The 20,078-nt window shown below is 67.3% G+C and carries 18 protein-coding genes and 1 pseudogene; 16 read left to right on the forward strand and 3 right to left on the reverse strand.

What is annotated here, in order from left to right:
- Positions 1 to 217: 217 nt before the first annotated feature.
- From sfnG to CCZ28_RS02605, 14 genes and pseudogenes are all read left to right on the forward strand, one after another.
- Positions 218 to 1,309: a dimethylsulfone monooxygenase SfnG gene (sfnG, locus tag CCZ28_RS02545; RefSeq protein ID WP_140215635.1), complete on the forward strand. Its 1,092-nt coding sequence runs from the start codon at positions 218 to 220 to the stop codon at positions 1,307 to 1,309.
- A gap of 21 nt (positions 1,310 to 1,330) precedes the next feature.
- Complete coding sequence (locus CCZ28_RS02550) at positions 1,331 to 2,113, forward strand: ABC transporter ATP-binding protein (protein ID WP_240795219.1); 783 nt, start codon at positions 1,331 to 1,333, stop codon at positions 2,111 to 2,113.
- A gap of 28 nt (positions 2,114 to 2,141) precedes the next feature.
- The gene (locus tag CCZ28_RS02555; RefSeq protein WP_140215638.1) at positions 2,142 to 3,023 is read left to right on the forward strand and encodes a branched-chain amino acid ABC transporter permease; all 882 of its coding nucleotides are present in this window, start codon (positions 2,142 to 2,144) and stop codon (positions 3,021 to 3,023) included.
- 10 nt (positions 3,024 to 3,033) lie between these two features.
- Positions 3,034 to 4,080: a branched-chain amino acid ABC transporter permease gene (locus CCZ28_RS02560; RefSeq protein WP_140215640.1), complete on the forward strand. Its 1,047-nt coding sequence runs from the start codon at positions 3,034 to 3,036 to the stop codon at positions 4,078 to 4,080.
- Positions 4,081 to 4,137: 57 nt separating this feature from the next.
- Positions 4,138 to 5,460, forward strand: coding sequence for an ABC transporter substrate-binding protein (locus CCZ28_RS02565; RefSeq protein WP_140215642.1), 1,323 nt, complete (start codon positions 4,138 to 4,140; stop codon positions 5,458 to 5,460).
- Between the two features lie 3 nt (positions 5,461 to 5,463).
- Complete coding sequence (locus CCZ28_RS02570; RefSeq protein WP_140215643.1) at positions 5,464 to 6,210, forward strand: ABC transporter ATP-binding protein; 747 nt, start codon at positions 5,464 to 5,466, stop codon at positions 6,208 to 6,210.
- A 145-nt stretch (positions 6,211 to 6,355) separates the two neighbouring features.
- Positions 6,356 to 7,123 (forward strand): annotated as a pseudogene (locus CCZ28_RS25000) (MCP four helix bundle domain-containing protein); the annotation flags it as partial.
- Positions 7,115 to 7,978: a methyl-accepting chemotaxis protein gene (locus CCZ28_RS25005; RefSeq protein WP_437179201.1), complete on the forward strand. Its 864-nt coding sequence runs from the start codon at positions 7,115 to 7,117 to the stop codon at positions 7,976 to 7,978. The pseudogene CCZ28_RS25000 and the gene CCZ28_RS25005, both read left to right, overlap by 9 nt.
- Positions 7,979 to 8,304: 326 nt before the next feature.
- Positions 8,305 to 9,231 carry a long-chain fatty acid--CoA ligase gene (locus CCZ28_RS02580; RefSeq protein WP_140215646.1) on the forward strand — a complete coding sequence of 309 codons (927 nt, stop codon included), beginning with the start codon at positions 8,305 to 8,307 and terminating at the stop codon, positions 9,229 to 9,231.
- A complete protein-coding gene (locus CCZ28_RS02585) occupies positions 9,228 to 10,025 on the forward strand; it encodes an ABC transporter ATP-binding protein (RefSeq protein ID WP_140215648.1) in 798 nt (265 codons plus the stop codon). The genes CCZ28_RS02580 and CCZ28_RS02585 overlap by 4 nt, the downstream gene beginning before the upstream one ends.
- The gene (locus tag CCZ28_RS02590; protein WP_140215650.1) at positions 10,022 to 10,903 is read left to right on the forward strand and encodes a branched-chain amino acid ABC transporter permease; all 882 of its coding nucleotides are present in this window, start codon (positions 10,022 to 10,024) and stop codon (positions 10,901 to 10,903) included. Before CCZ28_RS02585 ends, CCZ28_RS02590 begins: the two co-directional genes overlap by 4 nt.
- A gap of 4 nt (positions 10,904 to 10,907) precedes the next feature.
- Positions 10,908 to 11,969 carry a branched-chain amino acid ABC transporter permease gene (locus tag CCZ28_RS02595; RefSeq protein ID WP_140215652.1) on the forward strand — a complete coding sequence of 354 codons (1,062 nt, stop codon included), beginning with the start codon at positions 10,908 to 10,910 and terminating at the stop codon, positions 11,967 to 11,969.
- A gap of 196 nt (positions 11,970 to 12,165) precedes the next feature.
- Positions 12,166 to 13,515 carry an ABC transporter substrate-binding protein gene (locus tag CCZ28_RS02600; RefSeq protein ID WP_140215653.1) on the forward strand — a complete coding sequence of 450 codons (1,350 nt, stop codon included), beginning with the start codon at positions 12,166 to 12,168 and terminating at the stop codon, positions 13,513 to 13,515.
- Positions 13,512 to 14,273, forward strand: a complete 762-nt coding sequence (locus CCZ28_RS02605) for an ABC transporter ATP-binding protein (protein WP_140215655.1) — start codon at positions 13,512 to 13,514, stop codon at positions 14,271 to 14,273. Before CCZ28_RS02600 ends, CCZ28_RS02605 begins: the two co-directional genes overlap by 4 nt.
- A 129-nt stretch (positions 14,274 to 14,402) precedes the next feature.
- On the opposite strand, the gene CCZ28_RS02610 is transcribed toward CCZ28_RS02605, so the two are convergent.
- The 3 genes from CCZ28_RS02610 to CCZ28_RS02620 are packed head-to-tail and all read right to left on the reverse strand — an operon-like array spanning position 14,403 to position 17,819.
- Complete coding sequence (locus CCZ28_RS02610; RefSeq protein WP_140215657.1) at positions 14,403 to 15,623, reverse strand: monooxygenase; 1,221 nt, start codon at positions 15,621 to 15,623, stop codon at positions 14,403 to 14,405.
- Between the two features lie 25 nt (positions 15,624 to 15,648).
- Positions 15,649 to 16,434: a MetQ/NlpA family ABC transporter substrate-binding protein gene (locus tag CCZ28_RS02615; protein ID WP_140215659.1), complete on the reverse strand. Its 786-nt coding sequence runs from the start codon at positions 16,432 to 16,434 to the stop codon at positions 15,649 to 15,651.
- 17 nt (positions 16,435 to 16,451) lie between these two features.
- Positions 16,452 to 17,819: an LLM class flavin-dependent oxidoreductase gene (locus CCZ28_RS02620; RefSeq protein WP_140215661.1), complete on the reverse strand. Its 1,368-nt coding sequence runs from the start codon at positions 17,817 to 17,819 to the stop codon at positions 16,452 to 16,454.
- 256 nt (positions 17,820 to 18,075) lie between these two features.
- Here CCZ28_RS02620 and CCZ28_RS02625 point away from each other — a divergent pair, with 256 nt between their 5' ends.
- The gene (locus CCZ28_RS02625; RefSeq protein ID WP_240795220.1) at positions 18,076 to 19,059 is read left to right on the forward strand and encodes an aliphatic sulfonate ABC transporter substrate-binding protein; all 984 of its coding nucleotides are present in this window, start codon (positions 18,076 to 18,078) and stop codon (positions 19,057 to 19,059) included.
- A 17-nt stretch (positions 19,060 to 19,076) separates the two neighbouring features.
- Positions 19,077 to 20,075 (forward strand): aliphatic sulfonate ABC transporter substrate-binding protein, encoded by a 999-nt coding sequence (locus CCZ28_RS02630; protein ID WP_140215663.1) that lies wholly within the window; start codon positions 19,077 to 19,079, stop codon positions 20,073 to 20,075.
- Positions 20,076 to 20,078 lie beyond the last annotated feature (3 nt).

Here is a 20,078-nt window from a genome sequence, read left to right on the forward strand (position 1 = left end):
GCTTGTGCGTGAAAGACCCGGGCCAGCGCTTGGGAGCACTGTTGCTGGGCAGACAGCAGGGGAACAGCTGCCTGGGTCCGAACAGCTCTTGGCTGTCGATATTTTTCACCAAGTCATTGATAAATAAGGATTAATAGAGTTGGCCTGGTTCTTGATGATGTTCCGTTGACATCATCTCGACCGCCCCCAGAGGCGGCGTCATCTGGAGGAAGCAACCTTGTCCCAAGCACCCGTCAAATTCGCCTATTGGGTCCCCAACGTCAGCGGCGGCCTGGTCGTCAGCAACATCGAGCAGCGCACCCACTGGGGGATTGACTACAACCGTAAGCTGGCCCAGCTCGCCGAGCAGGCCGGTTTCGAATACGCCCTGACGCAGATCCGCTTCACCGCCGGCTACGGCGCCGAGTACCAGCACGAATCCGTGGCCTTCAGCCATGCGCTGCTGGCGGCCACCGAGCGACTCAAGGTGATCGCCGCCATCCTGCCCGGCCCCTGGAATCCGGCGCTGGCCGCCAAGCAGCTGGCGACCATCGACCAGCTCACCAATGGCCGCATCGCCATCAACCTGGTGTCCGGCTGGTTCAAGGGCGAATTCCATGGCATCGGCGAGCCCTGGCTGGAGCACGACGAGCGCTATCGCCGTTCCGAGGAATTCATCCGCGCCCTCAAGGGCATCTGGACCCAGGACAACTTCACCTTCGCTGGCGACTTCTATCGCTTCCGCGACTACACCTTGAAGCCCAAGCCGCTGCAGCAGCCGCACCCAGAGATCTTCCAGGGCGGCAGTTCGCGGGCGGCGCGGGACATGGCGGCGCGGGTCTCGGACTGGTACTTCACCAACGGCGGCACCCGCGAGGACATCCGCACCCAGGTGCAAGACCTGCGCGCCAAGGCGGCGGCCGAGGGGCGCGAGGTCAAGATCGGGGTCAACGCCTTCATCATCGCCCGCGATACCGAGGCCGAGGCGCGCGAGGTGCTGCAGGACATCGTCGCCCAGGCCAACCCCGAGGCGGTCAAGGCCTTCGGCGATGCCGCGCGCCAGGCCGGCGCCGCTAGTCCGGAAGGCAAGGGCAACTGGGCCAATTCCAGTTTCGAGGACCTGGTGCAGTACAACGATGGCTTCAAACCCAACCTGATCGGCACCCCCGAGCAGATCGCCGAGCGCATCGTGGCGCTCAAGGCGGAGGGCGTGGACCTGGTGCTGGCCGGCTTCCTGCACTTCCAGGAGGAGGTGGAGTACTTCGGCAAGCGGGTACTGCCGCTGGTGCGCGAGCTGGAAGCCCGGGCCGCAGCCCAGGCGGCGGCCTGACAGATGGGGGCGAGCCTGGCCATGGCGACCTCGGCGGCGCCGGTATTGCTGGAGGTCAGTGACCTGGCGCTGGCCTTCGGTGGGGTGACGGCCTTCACCGGGGTCGGCTTCCAGGTGCGTGAGGGCGAGATCTGCGCCCTCATCGGGCCCAATGGCGCCGGCAAGAGTTCGCTGCTCAACGTGATCAACGGACTCTACCGGCCGCAGCAGGGCAGGGTACTGCTGGCCGGTAGCGCCAAGGCGTTGCGGCGGCCCCAGGCCGCGGCCCATGCCGGCGTCGCCCGGACCTTCCAGAATCTGGCGCTGTTCAAGGGCATGAGCGTGCTGGACAACGTGCTCACCGGGCGCGGCCGCCATCGGCGGGCCTCCTGGCCGGAACAGGTGTTCGCCCTCGGCCGGGCGCCGGCAGAGGAGCGGGCGCAGCGAGCGGTGGCCGAATGGGCGCTGGACTTCCTGCAGCTCGGCCCCTGGCGCGAAACCCCCGTGGGCAGCTTGCCCTATGGCCTGCAGAAGCGGGTGGAGCTGGCCCGGGCACTGGCTGCCGAGCCGCGGCTGCTGCTGCTCGACGAGCCCATGGCCGGTATGAATGCTGGCGAGAAGCAGGAACTGAGCGGCTACATCCAGGCCATCAATCGCGAGCAGGGCGTCACCGTGGTGCTCATCGAGCACGACATCCAGGTGGTGATGCAGCTGGCGGATCACGTGGTGGTGCTGGACTACGGTCGCCTGATCGCCGATGGCACTCCCACCACGGTGCGCAATGACCCGGCGGTGATAGCCGCCTACCTGGGCACTCGTCACTAGGGAATACCTACGCCACAGGGAGAAGACCATGGCGTTTTTCTTGGAAGTCTTGCTCGGCGGCCTGCTCGCCGGGGTGATGTACGCCCTGGTGGCGCTGGGCTTCGTGCTCATCTACCGGGCATCGGGCGTGTTCAACTTCGCCCAGGGCGCCATGCTGCTGTTCGCCGCCCTGACCTACGTCAGCCTGGTGGAGCGCGGCCTGCCCGGTTGGCTGGCACTGCTGGTCACGCTGGGCGTCATGATCCTGCTGGCCGTGGCGGTAGAGCGAACGGTGCTGCGGCCGTTGGTGAATCGCTCGCCGCTGGTGCTGTTCATGGCCACCCTGGGGCTGGCCTATTTCATCGAGGGCGCGGCCCAGGCGCTGTGGGGCGCCCAGGTACATGGCCTGGACCTGGGCATCGAGGATAGTCCGCTGGAAGTGGGCGACCTGCTGCTGTCGTCCTTCGATCTGTTCGCCGCGGCGGTGGCGGCGCTGCTGGTGCTGGGCCTGTCGCTGCTGTTCGAACGCACCCGGCTGGGCATCTCGCTGCGCGCCGTGGCCGACGATCCCCTGGCGGCCCAGGCGGTGGGTATCCGCCTGCCGCGGATCTGGGCGCTGGTTTGGGCGGTGGCGGGCTGCGTCGGCCTGGTGGCCGGGCTGCTCTGGGGCGCGCGGCTGGGCGTGCAGTTCTCGCTGTCGCTGATCGTGCTCAAGGCGCTGCCGGTGCTGATCATCGGCGGCTTCTCCTCGATCACCGGCGCCATCGTCGGCGGCCTGCTGATCGGCGCCAGTGAAAAGCTCGCCGAGGTCTATCTCGGCCCCTTTATCGGCGGCGGCATCGAGAACTGGTTTCCCTATGCCTTCGCCCTGGTCTTCCTGCTGATTCGACCGGTCGGCCTGTTCGGCGAACCCACGGTCGAGCGCGTCTAGAGGATTCACCATGACCACCACCGTCGATGCGCTCGCCGCGCGTCCGCTCTCTCCCCGTGCGCCCGCGATTCGGCCGGCGCGCCTGGTATTGGCCGCTATTCTGGGCTTGGCCTTCGGTGTGCTGCCCTGGGTCGGCAACGACTATCTGTTCAACGCCCTGCTGATTCCCTTCCTGGTGCTGGCCCTGGCCGGATTGGGGCTGAATCTGCTCACCGGCTATGCCGGGCAGTTGTCGCTGGGCTCGGCTGCCTTCATGGCGGTGGGCGCCTTCACCACCTACAACCTGCAGGTGCGCCTGGGACTCCCTCTGCCGCTGTGCCTGTTCGCCGGTGGCCTGCTGGCGGCCCTGGTCTCCTTGCTGTTCGGCCTGCCCAGCCTGAGGATTCGTGGCTTCTACCTGATCGTCTCCAGCCTGGCGGCGCAATTCTTCATTCTGTGGGCGTTGACCCGCTTCGATTGGTTCTCCCATGGCAACGCCTCGGGGGTGATCAGCGCGCCGCCACTGGTGCTCTTGGGCCAGGATTTCGGTGGGCCGCTGGGTCGCTATCTGGCCACCCTGGTGGTGGTGCTGGTGTCGTTCGCCTTCGCCGCGCGCCTGGTGCACGGCGAACTGGGCCGCACCTGGATGGCGGTGCGCGACCGCGAGACGGCCGCGGCGGTGATGGGCCTGTCGGTGGTGCGGGCCAAGCTCTTGGCCTTCGCCTTCAGCGGTTTCTACCTGGGCATCGCCGGCGCGCTCTGGGCCTTCACCTACCTGGGCACCGTGGAGCCCAACGGCTTCGATCTGAGTCGCTCCTTCCAGATCCTCTTCATCGTCATCCTCGGCGGCCTGGGCAGCCTGGCCGGCAGCCTCTATGGCGCGGCCTTCATCGTGTTGTTCCCGCTGCTGCTCTCCAACCTGGCCAGCTGGTTGCCGGGCGATCTCATCGCCGCGGGTCAGTTGGAGAACCTGCAAAAGATGGTCTTCGGCGCCCTGATCATCCTGGTACTGATCAAGGAACCCGAAGGTCTGTCCCGACTCGCCACACGCTCCTGGCAACGCCTGCGCCGGCGCTGACTTCACTCCCTGCCGGCGGGAAAGCCCGCTGGCTTTAGCCCTACAAGGAAAGTCCCCATGTTCAAACGTCATCTGCTCGGCAGCCTCGTCCTGGCCCTGGGCCTCACCAGCTTCGGCCCGGCCCAGGCCGCGGGCGAGCAATACTTCCCGCTGCAGAGCTATCGGGTCGGCCCCTATGCGGCCGGCGGCACCGGCTTCTTCGGTGGCTTCATCGACTACATGAAATACGTCAACGCCAACGGCGGCGTGAATGGCGTCAAGCTGGTATGGAGCGAGTGCGAAACCGAATACATCGTCGAGAAGGGCGTGGAATGCTACGAGCGCCTGAAGAACGGCCATGACGGTGCGCCCGCGGCGGCGACCAATCCGCTGTCGGTGGGCATCGCCTATGCCACCCTGGAGCGCTCCACCGCTGACCACCTGCCGCTGATCACCATCAACCACGGCCGTACCGATTCCACTGACGGCAGCGTCTTCCCCTATGTCTTCCCGCTGCAGCTCAATCCCTATTCGGAGGTCTCGGCCATCCTCAACTGGATCGCCCAGCAGGGCGGTGGGGTCGACAGCCTCAAGGGCAAGAAGATCGTCACCCTCTACCACGGCTCGCCCTACGGCAAGGAGACCAACGAGGTCCTGCAGAAACTGGCGGATCGCTACGGCTTCCAGCTGACCCTGCTGGAGGTACCGCACCCGGGTAACGAACAGCAATCCCAGTGGCTCAACATCCGCCGCATCAAGCCCGACTGGGTGATCCTGCGCGGCTGGGGCGTGATGAACCCGGTGGCGATCAAGACCGCGCAAAAGGTCGGCTACCCGGTCGACCACATCATCGGCAACATCTGGAGCAACTCCGAGGAAGACGTCCGCCCGGCCGGCGCGGCGGCCAAGGGTTTCCTGGCCATCACCACCCACCCCTCGGGCACCGACTTCCCGGTGCTGCAGGGCATCGAGCGCGACGTGGTGGCCAAGGGGCAGAGCGACCTGGCCGATCCCAAGCGATTCGGTACCGTCTACTACAACCTCGGGGTGGTCAACGGCATCCTCAACGTCGAGGCGCTGCGGGTGGCCCAGGCCAAGTACGGTGACAAACCTCTCACCGGCGAGCAGGTGCGCTGGGGCTTCGAGCACCTGAATCTGGACGACGCCCGCCTGCAGGCACTGGGCGCCAAGGGTCTGGTGCAGCCGCTCAAGCTCTCCTGCGCCGACCACGAAGGCGGCGGCGCCATCCGCATGCAGCAGTGGGATGGCGAAAAGTGGAAGCTGGTGAGCGGTTGGGTGCAGGCCGACCGCGCCTTCCTGCGGCCGATCATCGAGGCCTCGGCGCAGCAGTACGCCAAGGAGAAGGGCATCACGCCGCGTGACTGCAGCAAGGAGGATTGACCCATGACGGCCACCCCCTTGCTGGCGGTCGACGCCATCGAAGTCCGCTACGACGGCGCGATCCTGGCCGTCAGCGGGGTCAGCCTCGAGGTCCGGCAGGGGCAGTTGGTGGCCCTGCTGGGCGCCAATGGCGCTGGCAAGAGCACCACGCTCAAGGCTATCTCCGGCTTGCTCGGCGCCGGGCGCGGCGAGCTGGTCCGCGGCGCCATCCGCTACGACGGACTGGACCTGGCTGGCCAATCACCCGATGCCCGGGTGCGCGCCGGGCTGGTCCAGGTGCTGGAGGGTCGCCATTGCTTCGGCCGGCTCAGCGTGGAGGAAAACCTGCTCAGTGGCGGCTTCGTCCGGCGCCTGGGGCGGGGCGCGCAGCGCGCCGAGCTGGAGCGGATCTACGCCTGGTTTCCACGGCTGGCGGCCAAGCGCAAGCAACTGGCTGGCCTCACCTCCGGCGGCGAGCAGCAGATGATCGCCCTGGGTCGCGCGCTCATGGCGCGGCCGCGCCTGCTCCTGCTGGACGAGCCCTCCATGGGCCTGGCGCCGCTGATCGTGGAGGAAATTTTCGACAGCGTCGCCCGCTTGAATCGCGACGAGGGCCTGAGCGTGCTCATGGCCGAGCAGAACAGTGCCATCGCCCTGGACTATGCGCACCAGGCCTATGTCCTGGAGAGCGGGCAAGTGGTGCAGGCGGGCGTGCCGGGCGAGAGCCTGTCGCGGGAGGCGGTGCAGGCGGCTTATTTAGGGGTGGGTTGAGGATGGCGCGGCCGCTTCGGCCGGAGGAGCTGCATTCTGGCCGATAACCGCCCGAAATGAGCGAGCTTGAGCCATTACGAGCTCAAGTCCGGCCCACATGGGCCGACACGCCATAGATAACCTTTCGTCCGCCGCAGAGGGCCTCATGAATCTGAACAACTACACCATAGGAACGCGGGCCGGGCTGAGCTTCGCGGTTATCGCCGCGCTGGTGCTACTCCTGGGGCTGTTCGGTCTCTACAACGCCCAGTCGCTACGCGGCGCGCTGGTCCATACCGAGTCGGTCTCGCTGGCGGGCAGCCGTGCCCTGGCGCAGATCAGGGACAACCAGCTGGGTATACGGGTCATCACCCTGCGCATGATGCTCAACCGCGAGCCGGCGGTGCTCACCCCCACCGTGGCCCGGCTCGAGGTACTGATCGGGCTGCTGGACAAGGCCATGCAGGATTACCGCCAGGTGGTGACCGATCAGGGCCGCGCCAGCTTCGAGCAGTTGGACGCCACCATCGCCAACTACCGGACCTTGCTCGGCCAGTATCGGAAGCTGTCCGACCAGGGCGATGTGGAGTCCATGCGGACACTGCTCAACGGGGGTATCCAGGACGCTTCCAACAAGACCGGCGATCTGTTCAACGCCTTGCTCAAGGTCAACGTCGAAGAAAGCAACGCCTACACGGCGGAGGCGACCCAGCGTTACCAGGCCATCTGGTTCGGCTCGCTGGGAGTGCTCGGCGTAGCCTTGCTGCTGACCATCCTGCTGGCCTGGAGCCTGACCCGCAGTATCGTCCAGCCGCTGCGCTCCGCCATCGCAGCGGCGCGGGCCATGGCCGCTGGCGATCTCCGCCAGACCTTGCAGGTGCGCGGTCGCGACGAACCCTCGCAGTTGCTCGAAGCCCTGGCCGGGATGCAGGCGAGCCTGCGCCAGGCGCTGGGCCTGATCAACGATACCGCCGATCAGCTCGGTGGCGCCTGTGGCGAGGTGAGTCGCATCACCCAGCGCAATCTGGGTGAGGTCTCCCAGCAACACGACGAGATCCAACAGGCTGCCACCGCGGTCAACGAGATGACCGCCGCCGTGGAAGAGGTGGCCGGTAACGCCGTCTCCACCTCGCAGGCGTCTGACCAATCGCAACTGTTGGTCCAACGGGGCAGCCAGCAGGTGCAGCACACCCTGACCACCATTCGGGTGCTGGGGCAGGAGATGGACCAGGCGTCGAGCGACGTGGTGCAGTTGGCCGAAGAGTCGCAGAAGATCGGTACGGTGCTGGACGTGATCCGCGCCATCGCCGAGCAGACCAACCTGCTGGCGCTCAACGCCGCCATCGAAGCGGCGCGCGCGGGCGATGCCGGCCGCGGCTTCGCCGTGGTGGCCGACGAGGTACGGGCCCTGGCGGGACGCACCCAGAGTTCCACCGCCGAGATCGAGCAGATGGTCTCGCGCATCCAGAGCGGCACGCGGCAGGCGGTGGACGCCATGCAGAGCGGTACCCGTCAGGTGAGCGAGAGCCTGACCAGTGCCGAGGCCAGCGGCCAGGCGCTGGAAGAGATCAACCAGGCGATCCTCGCCATCCACGAGCGCAACCTGGTGATCGCCAGCGCCGCCGAGGAACAGGCCCAGGTGGCCCGGGAGATCGACCGCAACCTGGTGAACATCCGCGACCTGTCGGTCCGCAACTCGGAGGCCTCGTCCCAGGTAGGCAGCGCCATCGACGAACTGAACGGGACCTCGGGCGAATTGCAGCGGATGCTGCATCGCTTCCAGTTCTGAAGAGAATGGTGACCCAGGCGGTTGTGTTCTAGCCGGGTGCGCCTGCCCGGGGCGCGTCTGCTCGGTGGCGACCTCGAGGCGCTAATGATGGGAGCCCGGACCGGGCTCCCATCATTAGCGCGACCTAAAGGCCTCTGCCAAGCGCGGTGCTGACGGCTTGCGACCGGTACCCACTGTCCGTCCGCCAACAGCGCTTCAGCAATTGTCGCCCTGGAGGTAGGTGCTTCCTGTGGTTGGCTGGTATAAGTGTTTGATCTATAAGAAATAAAAGATGGCATGGTTGTTGTTAAGGGTACTGCGTCCCAACCACTGACCAGGTACTCTTCGTGACCGCCTTCGACACCTCCGACGCCTTCGTCGCACCCGCCTGGGTAAAGCCCCTGGATGTGCTGGGCTTGCTGCGCCGCCGCCTGCAGGATGACGGCACGGCGCTGGCGCTACGCCATAAGCAGCGGGGCCAGTGGCGGGCCTGGCGCTGGGACGACGTGGCGGCGGAGGTCAAGGCGCTGAGTCAGCGCCTGGCGGACGTTGGCGTGGGCAAGGGTACGCGACTGGCGGTGAGCGGGGCGTGCGAGCCACGGCTGTTGTTCACGCTGCTGGCTGCCCAGACGCTGGAGGCGCGGGTGCTGCTGGTTCCGCTCGCCGACGGCCAGGGCGCGGCTACGCTGCCCCAGGCCTCGGTGTTCTGGACCAATGACCGGGCCCAGGCACGAGCCTGGCAGTCGTCCGTCGGTCGGAACGGTGAGGGGCTGCTGTGCGCGCCCCTGCCAGTGCACGGCGCCGGCAACCGGATCGCCCTGCAGACCCTGCATCCGCCACAGCCGGTGGTGGTGACCCTGGCGGATCATCCCGCGGCGGGGGCCGGACTGCTGTGGTACGAAGAGGGCAGTGAATGGCCCGAAGGGCTACAGCGGCTGCTGCGTTTCTGGCTGGTGGAGGGGCTGGCGTTGGCGCTGCCGGAAACCCCCGCGGCCGCGGTACGCGACCGTCACGAGGTGGCCCCGACCCGCCTCTTGCTGTCCAGCACGCGACTGGCGGCGCTGGCGGCGGAAATCGAGGCACGTCTGCCGTTGCCCGGTAGCCTGGCACGCGGCCTGGCCGATTGGTCACGCCAGGGCCCGGCGATTGGCGTACGCGGCGTGTTGCGCCGCCGGATCCGCCGCTTGCTGGGGTTTCAGCGCCTGGTGGCGGTGGAACAGCTGGCCGCCGCGGGCGACAGTGTGTGGCTGGCGGAACTGGAGCGGGCAGCATGAGTCGGACGCAGCCGCCTGGACCTCTGCTGGAGGTACGTGACATCTCGCTGTCGTTCAAGGGGGTCAAGGCCCTCGACCGCCTGAGCTTCAGGGTCGCTCAAGGGGAGATCTGCGCCCTGATCGGGCCCAACGGCGCGGGCAAGAGTTCGCTGCTCAATATCCTCAACGGCGTCTATCGGCCGGATGTCGGCGAAGTGGTGTTCGCCGGCCAGCGCTGGCGGCAGGTGCATCCATTGGCCGCCGCGCGCCAGGGGATCGGCCGCACCTTCCAGAACAATGCCCTGTTCAAGCGTATGAGCGTGAGCGATAACCTCCTCACCGGCCTGTCGCGCCATGGCCGGGCAACGCTGCTGGAGCAGGCACTGGGCCTGCCGCGCGCCCGGCGCGAGGCCAGCCGCTTCCAGGCGCGCGCCGAGGAAATTCTGGAGCTGCTCGAATTGCAGCCCTGGCGGGAGACCGCGGTCGGCACTCTCGCCTATGGCCTGCAGAAGCGGGTCGAGCTGGGCAGGGCACTGATCGCGGGACCGCGCCTGCTTTTGCTCGACGAACCCATGGCAGGCATGAACAGCGAGGAAAAGCAGGCCATGAGCCGCTTCATCGCCGAGGCCAACCGCGAATTGGGCAGCACCGTGGTGCTCATCGAGCACGATATCGGCGTGGTCATGGACCTCGCCAGCCACGTGGTGGTGCTCGACTACGGTCGCAAGGTCGGCGATGGCACGCCCGCCGAGGTTCGCGCCAATCCGGACGTGATCGCCGCCTACCTGGGTAGCGCCGAGGAGACCGCCGCGTGAATTTCTTCCTGGAAACCCTGATCGGTGGCCTGCTGGCAGGCACGCTCTATTCGCTGGTGGCGTTGGGCTTCGTCCTGATCTACAAGGCCAGCGGCGTCTTCAACTTCGCCCAGGGCGCCATGCTGCTATTCGCCGCCCTGACGTTCGCCAGTCTCCACGAGCACGGCTGGTCGTTCGCCATGGCGTTACTGGGCGCGGCCGCGGTCATGGTCTTGGCTGCCGTGCTCATCGAGCGCCTGGTGCTGCGGCCTCTGGCCAATCGCTCGCAGATCACCCTGTTCATGGCGACCCTGGGCCTGTCTTTCATCCTCGAGGGACTGGCCCAGGGGTTGATGGGGGCCCAAGTAAGGGTCCTCGACCTGGGCATCGACGACGTCCCGCTGTTCCTCGGCGAGATCATGGTCAGCGAGTTCGACCTCATCGCGGCCGGCGTCGCGGGCCTGCTGGTGGTCGTGCTCGGCCTGCTGTTCAACCGCACGCGGCTGGGCATCGCCCTGCGGGCGGTGGCTGACGACACCCGCGCCGCGCTTTCCATCGGCATCGACCTCAATCGCATCTGGCGCATCGTCTGGGCAGTGGCCGGGCTGGTGGGGCTGGTGGCGGGGCTGCTCTGGGGCGCTCGCCAGGGGGTGCAGTTCTCCCTGTCGCTGGTGGTGCTCAAGGCCCTGCCGGTATTGATCATCGGCGGCTTCACTTCGATTGGCGGTGCCATCGTCGGTGGGCTGATCGTGGGGGCCGCGGAAAATCTCGCCGAGGCCTACCTCGGTCCGCTGGTCGGCGGTGGCATCACCCCCTGGTTCGCCTACGTCCTGGCCGTCGTCTTCCTATACCTGCGCCCCGCCGGCCTGTTCGGCGAGCGCGCCATCGAACGGGTGTAGTCGCATGGACCGCCTTTTTCCCGCTACCTTTCCGCTGGCCGCCGGGCCCGTGCGCCTGCGCGCCCCGCGTCGCGCGCCGGCGCTCTGGACCCTGTTGGCGGTGGCCTTCGTCGTGGTACCGCTGCTCGGCAGCGACTATTGGCTCAACGCCATCCTGATTCCCTTCCTGGTCCTGTCGCTGGCAGCGCTCGGCCTCAATCTGCTCACTGGCTACGCCGGTCAGACCTCGGTGGGTGCCGCCGGCTTCATGGCCGTGGGCGCCTTCGCCAGCTATGGCGTGTTGCTGCGGCTACCGGAGCTTCCGCTGCCGCTGGCGCTGCTCGGAGGCGGTTTGATAGCGGCCGCGACCGGACTGGTGTTCGGTATTCCCAGCGGACGCATCAAGGGCTTCTACCTGATGGTGACCACCCTTGCGGCGCAGTTCTTCCTCGAATGGCTGTTCGCCAAGTTCCCCTGGTTCTACAACTACGCCTCGTCCGGCACCATCAGCGCGCCGCGCCAGGCGTTCCTCGGCTGGGACCTGAGTGGTCCGGTGGGGCGCTACCTGCTGGTGCTCAGCTGCGTCGTGCTGCTGACCTGGGTCGCGGTCAACCTGGTACGCAGTCGGATCGGCCGCAACTGGATGGCCATCCGCGACATGGATACCGCCGCGGCGGTGATCGGCATCCAGGTCGCCCGGGACAAGCGCCTGGCGTTCGCCGTCAGCGCCTTCTATCTGGGCATCGCCGGCGCGCTCTGGGCCTTCGCCTATCTGGGCACCGCCAGCGCGGCCAGTTTCGACATCAATCGCTCCTTCCAGATCCTCTTCATCATCATCATCGGGGGACTCGGCAGTATCGCCGGCAACTTCATCGGCGCCGCCTTCATCAGCTTGCTGCCGCTGTTGCTGGATCACCTGGGCCAATGGCTGTTCGGCGGTCGTATCGATGCCGGGCAATTGCAGAACCTGCAGAAGATCATCTTCGGCGTGGCCATCATCGCTTTTCTCATCAAGGAGCCCGAGGGCCTGGTTCGCCTGTTCGAACGGCTCCGCGGCCGCCTCAAGGTGTGGCCGTTGCGTTTCTAGCTCGGGCGATTTGCCCGACGGCTCCCGGCCGACCCGGCGGGCGTCGTCCGGTCGGTCGTCGGCTTCAGCGGCTGGCAGCCGCCACCCAACCCAGGACAGACCGCTTCACTCCGTGCACCAAGGCGACGGCGTGGGGCACACCCCTCGACCCGGCCACGGGACAGGCTCATCACCTTCAATCAAGGAGGCATCCCGTATGACCCGACCCGTACAACGCACCCTGGCCGCCGTGCTGGCCGTCCTGGGTCTCGCCCAGAGCCTGCCGACCCAGGCTGCCGCTACCGAGCAGTTCTTCCCGCTGGCCACCTACCGGGTCGGGGCCTATGCCTCCAGCGGCATCCCGGTCTGGGCCGGCATGATCGACTACCTGCGTTATATCAACGACGTGGAGGGCGGCATCAACGGCGTCAAGCTGGTCTGGCGCGAATGCGAGACCGAATGGACGGCGGAAAAGGGCATCGAGTGCTACGAGCGGTTCAAGCAGGGCCTGGATGGCGCCCCGGTGGCGCTCTACCAGCCCAATGGCGCTCCGGCCGCCTACGCCTTGGCGAGCAAGGCCGAAGCCGACCGCATTCCGCTCATCACCCTGGGCTATGGCCGCACCGAGGCTACCGACGGCCGGGTCTTCCCCTACAACTTCCCGGTGATGCTGACGTTCTACAGCGAGGCGTCGGCCTTCATCAACTACGTGGCCGAGCGCGAAGGCGGTCTGGACAAACTGCGCGGCAAGAAGATCGCCACCGTCTACCATGACTCGGCCTATGGCCGGGAGACCCAGGCGCCGCTGGCGTTGCTGGCGGAGCGGTACGGATTCGAGAACATCCAGATCCCGGTCGCCGACCCGGGCAACGAACAGGCCGCGCAATGGCGCCAGGTGCGCCAGGTACAACCCGATTGGATCTTCCTGCGCACCTGGGGCGTATCCACTCCGGTGGCGATCAAGACCGCCGCGCGCTTTGGCTTCCCGGTGGACCATATCGTCGGCGACATCTGGGCCAGTTCCGACGAGGACGTGCTGCCCACTGGCGCCGTCGGCAAGGGCTACCTGGCCTTGACCCCCTATCCAGGCGGCGCCAACTTCGATATCCACCAGCGCTTGAAGAAGTACATCCTCGAGGCGGGCAAGAGCGACCTCAAGGACCCGCGCAGCTTCGGTAGTGTCTACTACAACTCCGGCCTGGTGAATGCCGCCATCGCCGTGGAGGCGATCCGTACCGCCCAGGGGCACTTCGGGCACCGGCCACTCACCGGCGAGGAGGGCCGCTGGGGCCTGGAACACCTGCGGCTCGACGATGCACGCCTCAAGGCCATTGGCTTCCTCGGCCTGCTGCAGCCGCTGGCCTTGTCCTGCCGTGACCACGAGGGGGGTGGGGCCGCCAAGGTGCAGCAATGGGACGGCCAGCGCTGGAATTTGCTGACCGACTGGATCCAGGCCGACCGGCCGCTGCTGCGGCCGTTGATCGACGCCAAGGCCGCGGCCTACGCCAAGGAGCAGGGCGTCGTGCCGCGCGACTGCGGCCCGGATGGCGCCGAGGCGGCGCTATGAGCGCGCCGCTGGCTCGGGACGCCGCCGCGGCGCTGGTGGTGGACGCCATCGAAGTGGTCTACGACGGCAGCATCCTGGCGGTAGCGGACGTGTCGCTGACGGTGCCCGCGGGTGGCATCGTCGCCCTCCTGGGGGCCAATGGCGCCGGCAAGAGCACCACGCTCAAGGCCATCTCCGGACTGATCCGTGCCGAGCGCGCCCAGCTCAGTCGCGGCCGGGTGCGCTATGGCGGCCATGATATCTCCCAGAGCGCCGCGAACCTGCTGGTCCAGCAGGGTATCGTCCAGGTCCTCGAGGGACGTCATGTGTTCGCCCAGTTGAGCGTCGAGGAAAATCTCTGCAGCGGTGCCTTCCTGCGTCGCCCGGATCGGCGCGTCCTGGCCATGGCCCTGGAGCGGGTGTATGCCTGGTTCCCGCGACTGAAGACCAAGCGCGCCACCCTCGCCGGCCTGACCTCGGGCGGTGAGCAGCAGATGATCGCCCTGGGCCGCGCGCTGATGACTCAGCCGCGGCTGGTCCTGCTCGATGAGCCGTCCATGGGGTTGGCGCCGCTGATCGTGCGGGAGATCTTCGAGATCGTCGCCGACCTGAATCGTCGGGAGGGGGTGGGCTTTCTCATCGCCGAACAGAACACCGCGGTGGCGCTCAGGTACGCCCAGCATGCCTATGTGCTGGAAAGCGGCCGAGTGGTTCAGTCCGGGCCTGCTGCAGGCTTCGACACCGCAGCGCTGAAGGCGGCCTATCTGGGCCGGGGCTGAGTATCTTGACGTCGATCGGCGCCCCGCTGGGGAACGAACGGGGTTCCCCAGCGGGCTTTGTTCGGCGATATCCACCCCAAGATGGCGATCAGCGGCTAGGCCACCACCAGGCGGTTTGATTCTGGCGCTTCAGGCGACGCCGATACGCCATTGCTCGGGCGGGGGCGTGCCGTTCACCGCGAAGTCGCCAATGATGCGTTGCTTGTATACCCGCGGATTATGGGAAGCGAGGGTGCGGGCGTTACGCCAGAAGCGGTCGAGGGCGAGTGGCTTGAGCGTGGCCGAGGCACCCAGGGCGTCGAAGCCTTCGGTACAGGCTTGCAGGATGAGGTCGCTGACGACGGTCTGCGCCTGGGCGGTTTCCAGTTCGGCGCGGATGCGCGCCGCTTCCTCCTGGGCTTCGTCGCGCGTCAGCCGCGCCTCGTAGGCCAGCTGCAGGGTACGGGCATTCTGCGCGACCAACGCCCCGGCGGCGTAGGCCGCACCCTGCAGGCGGCCCACCACCTGTAGAATCTGCGGGTCCTGGGCCGCGCGCGGGGCGTTGCCGTTGCTGTAACTGCGAGTGCGGCGGGCGACTTCCGCAGCGACCTCGCTGGCCAGGGCGCGCCCGATCCCGGCGAGCGTCGCCAGGTGTACCAGCTGATAGAAGGCCGGTGCATAGCGCCAGCGTCCCGCTGCGTCGATGACGTCCTCGGCGGCCACCGCCACTGCGCTGAAATGCGCGGTGCCGCTGGCGGTGAGGGTCTGGCCGAAGCCGTTCCAATCGTCGACCACCGTTACGCCCGGGGCGTCCCGGCGGACCGTGGCCGACAGGGATTCACCGTCCGGGCCGGTGACCCCGACGTCGATCCAGTCGGCATACAGTGAGCCGGTGGTATAGAACTTGGTACCGTCCAGTTGCCAACCATTACCCTGGGCTACCAGGCGAGTGGCGAATTGATCGCGCGCCGCCTGGGGCCCGGCCTCGCTCCAGGCGGGGCCTACCAGCTCGCCGGCAGCCAGGCGCCGCAGCCAGCGCTCACGGCGCGCGCTCGCGGGACTGCCCAGCACGTCCTCGGCGAAGCCGAGATGGCCACGCAGCGCCTGCGCCAGGTTGGAGTCGGCGGCGGCGACCTCGATGAGCAGCTCGAACAGCTCGGGCAGGTTGGCACCGGCGCCGCCCTGGTCCAGGGGTACGCGCAGGGCACCGATGCCGCCGTCCACGAGCCAGCGGATTTCCGCGACCGGCAGACGCCGTTCGAGCTCGCGCTCGACCGCCCCGGCGCGAATTCGCGCCAGCAGCGGGCGCAGGGGGGCGACCAGTTCGTCATAGCGGGGGGAGGGGGCGGCGCCCCAAGGCATGGCGGTCATGGCAATTCCTTGGGCGAGTCGGGAATCATTGTGTCCAGCCCGGCTGGTAGAGCTTGCCGTGGGCCTGGTCCAGGGCGGCGCGGACCTTGGGCGAGTGCTGGTAGAGATCGATCAGCTTGGCCAGGCGCGGGTCGTCCTTGTTGTCCGGCCGGGCGACGAACTGGATGACATACTCGGGATGGTCGAGGCCGTCGAAGAGCAGTGCCTGGTTGGGGTCGATGGTCTTGGCCAGGCGCAGGTAGTGCGGATAGCCCTGGGCCACATCGACGTCGTCCAGCGAGCGCGCCAGCTGCACGGCTTCCAGCTCGACGATCTGGATGTCGCGAGGGTTGCTGGTGATGTCCGCCAGCGTCGCGTGGTAGCCGACGCCGGGCTTGAGGGTGATGAAGCCGGCTTTTTCCAACAGCAGCAGGCCACGACCGCCGTTGATGGCGTCGTTGGCGATGGCCACCCGTGCGCCCTTGGGCACCGCGGCCAGCGTCTGGTATTTCTTCGAGTAGAGGCCGACGTTGTTGATGATCCCCGGTGCCACCGCCACCAGGTCGTAGCCGGCGGTGCGCTTGGCGTTCTCCAGGAAGGGGATGTGCTGGTAGTAGTTGGCGTCGATGTCGTGGTTGGCGAGGCTGGTGTTGGGGGCGATCCAGTCGCTGAATTCGACGATCTCCACGTCCACGCCAGCCGCCTTGGCCTCCTGCACCGCCACTTCCAGCGGGGGCGCGAAGGCGGCGGTGGTACCGATCTTGAGGGGATCGGCGCTGGCCAGGGTACTGACGAGGCCGAGGGCGAGGAGCAGGGGTTTCAGGTGGGTCATGGGGCGTCCTTGAAGGGTCAGTCCTGGCGGAAGCGGGTGCCGAAGTGGCGGGAGTCGAGGCGATCGCCGCGGCCGAACAGCTTGTGTCTGAAGCTGCCCTCGGCGTAGGCGGTCTTGTAGCGACCCCGGCTCTGCAACTCCGGGATCACCAGGTCGATGAAGTCGGCGTAGCACTCGGGGGTGACGGTGCGGGCCAGGTTGAAACCATCCAGGCCGGTCTCGTCGATCCAGCCGAGCAGGGCATCGGCCACCTGCTGGGGATCGCCGACGATGGCGGTGTAGCGCCCGCCCAGCGCGTGTTGCTCCAGCAGCTTGCGCCGGGTCCAGCCGGCGTCCTTGGCCACCAGGCGCTTGAGCGCCGATTCGATGGCCTCGGTCTTCTGCGGGCGAATGGGTTCATCCAGGCCGTAGGCAGCGAGATCTATGCCCACCGAGGCGGCGTGGTGGGCGACGCCAGCCTCGGGGCTGGCATAGCTCAGGTATTCGGCGTGCTTGTCGCGGGCCTCGGCAGCGGTGGGCGCGACGATCACGGTGATGCCCATGAACAGCTTGACGTCCGCCGCGTCCCGGCCGGCGGCCACGGCCGCGCCGCGCACCCGCTCGACCTGGGCGCGGGTGGCGGCCTGGTCCTGCCCGGAGATGAACACGCACTCGGCATGGCGTCCGGCGAAGGCCAGGCCACGGTCCGAGGAGCCGGCCTGGAACAGCACCGGGGTGCGCTGGCGCGAGGGTTCGCAGAGGTGGTAGCCCTCGACGTCGAAGAATTCGCCATGGTGCGTGATCTTGCGCACCCGCTCGGGGCGGGCATAGATACGGCTCGCGCGGTCGCGAACCACGGCATCGTCGGCCCAACTGCCTTCGAGCAGTTTGTAGAGCACCTCCAGGTATTCGTCGGCCTGGTCGTAGCGGCGGTCGTGAGCGATCTGCCGGTCCAGCCCCATGGCCCGGGCGGCGCTGTCGAGATAGCCGGTGACGATGTTCCAGCCGACGCGGCCCTCGCTCAGGTGGTCCAGGGTGGACAGGCGCCGGGCGAAGGGGTAGGGCGGCTCGTAGGTGAGGTTGGCGGTCAGGCCGAAACCGAGGTGCCGGGTGGCAGCGGCCATGGCCGAGACCAGCAGGAAGGGATCGTTGACCGGCAGCTGGATGGATTCGCGCAGGGTGAGGTCGACATTGCCGCCATAGACGTCGTAGACGCCGAGGATGTCGGCGATGAACAGGCCGTCGAACAGGCCACGCTCCAGCAACTTGGCCAGCTCGGTCCAGTAGCCGAGGCTATGGTAGGCGGTGGAGGTGTCGCGCGGATGAGTCCAGAGGCCATGGTTGATATGGCCCACGGTGTTCATGTTGAAGGCGTTGAGCAACACCTGTTTGGCGGGCGCATTCATGGGGCGGGCGCCCGCAGGGGGGAAATAGTCCGGAGCACAGCCATGGAATCCTCAGGGTCAAGGCGAAGGGAGAAGTCCGGTGGTCCGGTGTTATACGTTAGCCTCAGGAATTGCCTGTCTTTAAATAGCCTTTGGGAATAACGTTAGGATGGGTGCGCCCCTCCAGCGCCTCTAACCAAATTCCAAATCGATATTAAGGCAGCCTTTGCATATTCCTTATCGTGGTCGGATCTTAGTTCGCCACTTTGAGGAATCCATGGCCTTCACCCCTTTCCCCCTGGGCTCGCGCCTGCGTCGGGGGCTGCTCGCCCTCGGTCTGCTGGGCCTGGCCTGCGCTGCCCAGGCCGATACCGCGCTGCGCATCGGCTATCAGAAATCCTCCACCCTGCTGGTATTGCTCAAGGAGCAGGGCACCCTGGAGCGGGATCTGGCGGCTAAGGGCATCACCCTCAGCTGGCATGAATTCTCCAGCGGCCTGCCGCTGCTGGAATCGCTCAACGTCGGTAACGTGGATCTCTCCGCCGACGTGGCCGATACCGTGCCCGTGTTCGCCCAGGCGGCAGGGGCCAAGCTCACCTATTTTGCTCGGGAAACACCCTCGCCCCAGGCCCAGGCCATCGTGGTGCCCGAGGGTTCGCCGCTGAAATCGCTGGCCGATCTTAAGGGCAAGCGGGTGGCCGTGACCAAGGCGGCGGGCAGCCACTACCTGTTGATCGCCGCGCTGCAGAAAGCCGGCCTGACCTTCGCCGATATCCAGCCGGCCTATCTCACCCCCGCCGACGGCCGCGCCGCCCTGGAGAACGGCAAGGTGGACGCCTGGGTGACCTGGGAACCCTTCGTCGCCAGCGCCCAGCGCCAGCAGCAGGTGCGCATCCTCGCCTCTGGCGAGGGCCTGGCCAGTTACCAGCGCTACTACCTGGCCGCCACCCCCTACGCCCAGGCCCATCCCGAGGTGCTGGCGCTGGTGTTCGCCGAATTGCAGCGCACCGGTCAGTGGGTGAAGCAGCACCCGGCCGAGGCGGCACGCCTCCTGGGCCCTCAGTGGGGCCGCCTGGACCAGGCCACCGTCGAGCTGGCCAACAGCCGACGCAGCTACGACGTCCAGCCGGTGAGTCGCGCCGCCCTCGGCGAGCAGCAGCGCATCGCCGATGCCTTCTACCGCGCCAAGTTGCTGCCCACCGCCGTGGACACCAGCGCCGTGGACCTCTGGACGCCCGCCACCCCCGTGACCCAACGCTAGACCACCAGGAGTTCACCATGCATAAGACCATTCTGCGCTGGGCTGCGGGCCTCGCCCTCCTGGGTAGCGCCCTGCTGGCCCAGGCCGCGCCGCCCAAGGAAGTCCGCCTGGACTATGCCTACTACGCGCCCACCAGCCTGGTCCTCAAGGAGCAGGGGCTACTGGAAAAGCGCCTGGCCAACCAGGGCATCGTCGTACGCTGGGTGTTCAGCCAGGGCAGCAACCGTTCCCTGGAGTACCTCAACAGCGGCAGTACCGACTTCGCCTCCACTGCTGGGCTCGCTGCATTGCTCAGTCGCGCCAATGGCGCGCCCATCGAGACGTTGTATCTCGCCAGTCGCCCGGAGTGGACGGCGCTGGTGGTGCCCAAGGACTCGCCGCTCAAGTCGCTGGCCGATCTCAAGGGCAAGAAGATCGCCGCCACCAAGGGCAACGATCCCTACCTGTTCCTCTTGCGTAGCCTGCGCGAGGCGGGCCTGAAGAAGGGCGACGTGGAGATCGTCCACCTGCAGCACCCGGATGGTCGCGTCGCCCTGGAGCGTGGCCAGGTGGACGCCTGGGCCGGGCTCGATCCGCACATGGCCGCCAGCGAATTGCAGGCGGGCTCCCGGCTGCTCTATCGCAATCTCGATTTCAACAGCTACAGCGTGCTGAGCACCACCGAGGCTTTCGCCAAGGCCCAGCCGGAGCTGGTCAAGGCGGTGCTGGGCGCCTATGAGGAGGCCCGTCACTGGACCCTGGCGCATCCGCAGGAGACTGCCGCGTTGCTGGCCAAGGCCTCCGGCCTGCCGTTGGAGGTAGCTCAGCGCCAGCTCGATCGGACCGATTTCAGCCAGCCGCTGCCGGGGCCGCAATTCGTCGCCGCGCTCAAGGGCGCTGCGCCGCTGCTGGGTGAGGAAGGGTTGGTGCGTCCCGGCGTGGACGCCGTCGCGGCGGTCGATGCCCTGGTACAGCCGGCCTTGGCCCAGGCGGTGATCAAGGGCGAGCCAGCCGTGGCTCAGGTGACCGCGCCGTGAGTG

It is taken from the genome of Pseudomonas oryzihabitans (assembly GCF_006384975.1).
GTDB lineage: Bacteria > Pseudomonadota > Gammaproteobacteria > Pseudomonadales > Pseudomonadaceae > Chryseomonas > Chryseomonas psychrotolerans_B.

Coding starts and splice junctions, on each gene's coding strand:
- CCZ28_RS02585 (WP_140215648.1), top strand. CDS start 9,228: ATGAGTCGGACGCAGCCGCCTGGACCTCTGCTGGAGGTACGTGACATC.
- CCZ28_RS02560 (WP_140215640.1), top strand. CDS start 3,034: ATGACCACCACCGTCGATGCGCTCGCCGCGCGTCCGCTCTCTCCCCGT.
- CCZ28_RS02600 (WP_140215653.1), top strand. CDS start 12,166: ATGACCCGACCCGTACAACGCACCCTGGCCGCCGTGCTGGCCGTCCTG.
- CCZ28_RS02630 (WP_140215663.1), top strand. CDS start 19,077: ATGCATAAGACCATTCTGCGCTGGGCTGCGGGCCTCGCCCTCCTGGGT.
- CCZ28_RS02570 (WP_140215643.1), top strand. CDS start 5,464: ATGACGGCCACCCCCTTGCTGGCGGTCGACGCCATCGAAGTCCGCTAC.
- CCZ28_RS02625 (WP_240795220.1), top strand. CDS start 18,076: ATGGCCTTCACCCCTTTCCCCCTGGGCTCGCGCCTGCGTCGGGGGCTG.
- CCZ28_RS02615 (WP_140215659.1), bottom strand. CDS start 16,434: ATGACCCACCTGAAACCCCTGCTCCTCGCCCTCGGCCTCGTCAGTACC.
- CCZ28_RS25005 (WP_437179201.1), top strand. CDS start 7,115: ATGCAGGCGAGCCTGCGCCAGGCGCTGGGCCTGATCAACGATACCGCC.
- CCZ28_RS02610 (WP_140215657.1), bottom strand. CDS start 15,623: ATGACCGCCATGCCTTGGGGCGCCGCCCCCTCCCCCCGCTATGACGAA.
- CCZ28_RS02555 (WP_140215638.1), top strand. CDS start 2,142: ATGGCGTTTTTCTTGGAAGTCTTGCTCGGCGGCCTGCTCGCCGGGGTG.
- CCZ28_RS02550 (WP_240795219.1), top strand. CDS start 1,331: ATGGCGACCTCGGCGGCGCCGGTATTGCTGGAGGTCAGTGACCTGGCG.
- CCZ28_RS02595 (WP_140215652.1), top strand. CDS start 10,908: ATGGACCGCCTTTTTCCCGCTACCTTTCCGCTGGCCGCCGGGCCCGTG.
- CCZ28_RS02565 (WP_140215642.1), top strand. CDS start 4,138: ATGTTCAAACGTCATCTGCTCGGCAGCCTCGTCCTGGCCCTGGGCCTC.
- CCZ28_RS02605 (WP_140215655.1), top strand. CDS start 13,512: ATGAGCGCGCCGCTGGCTCGGGACGCCGCCGCGGCGCTGGTGGTGGAC.
- CCZ28_RS02620 (WP_140215661.1), bottom strand. CDS start 17,819: ATGAATGCGCCCGCCAAACAGGTGTTGCTCAACGCCTTCAACATGAAC.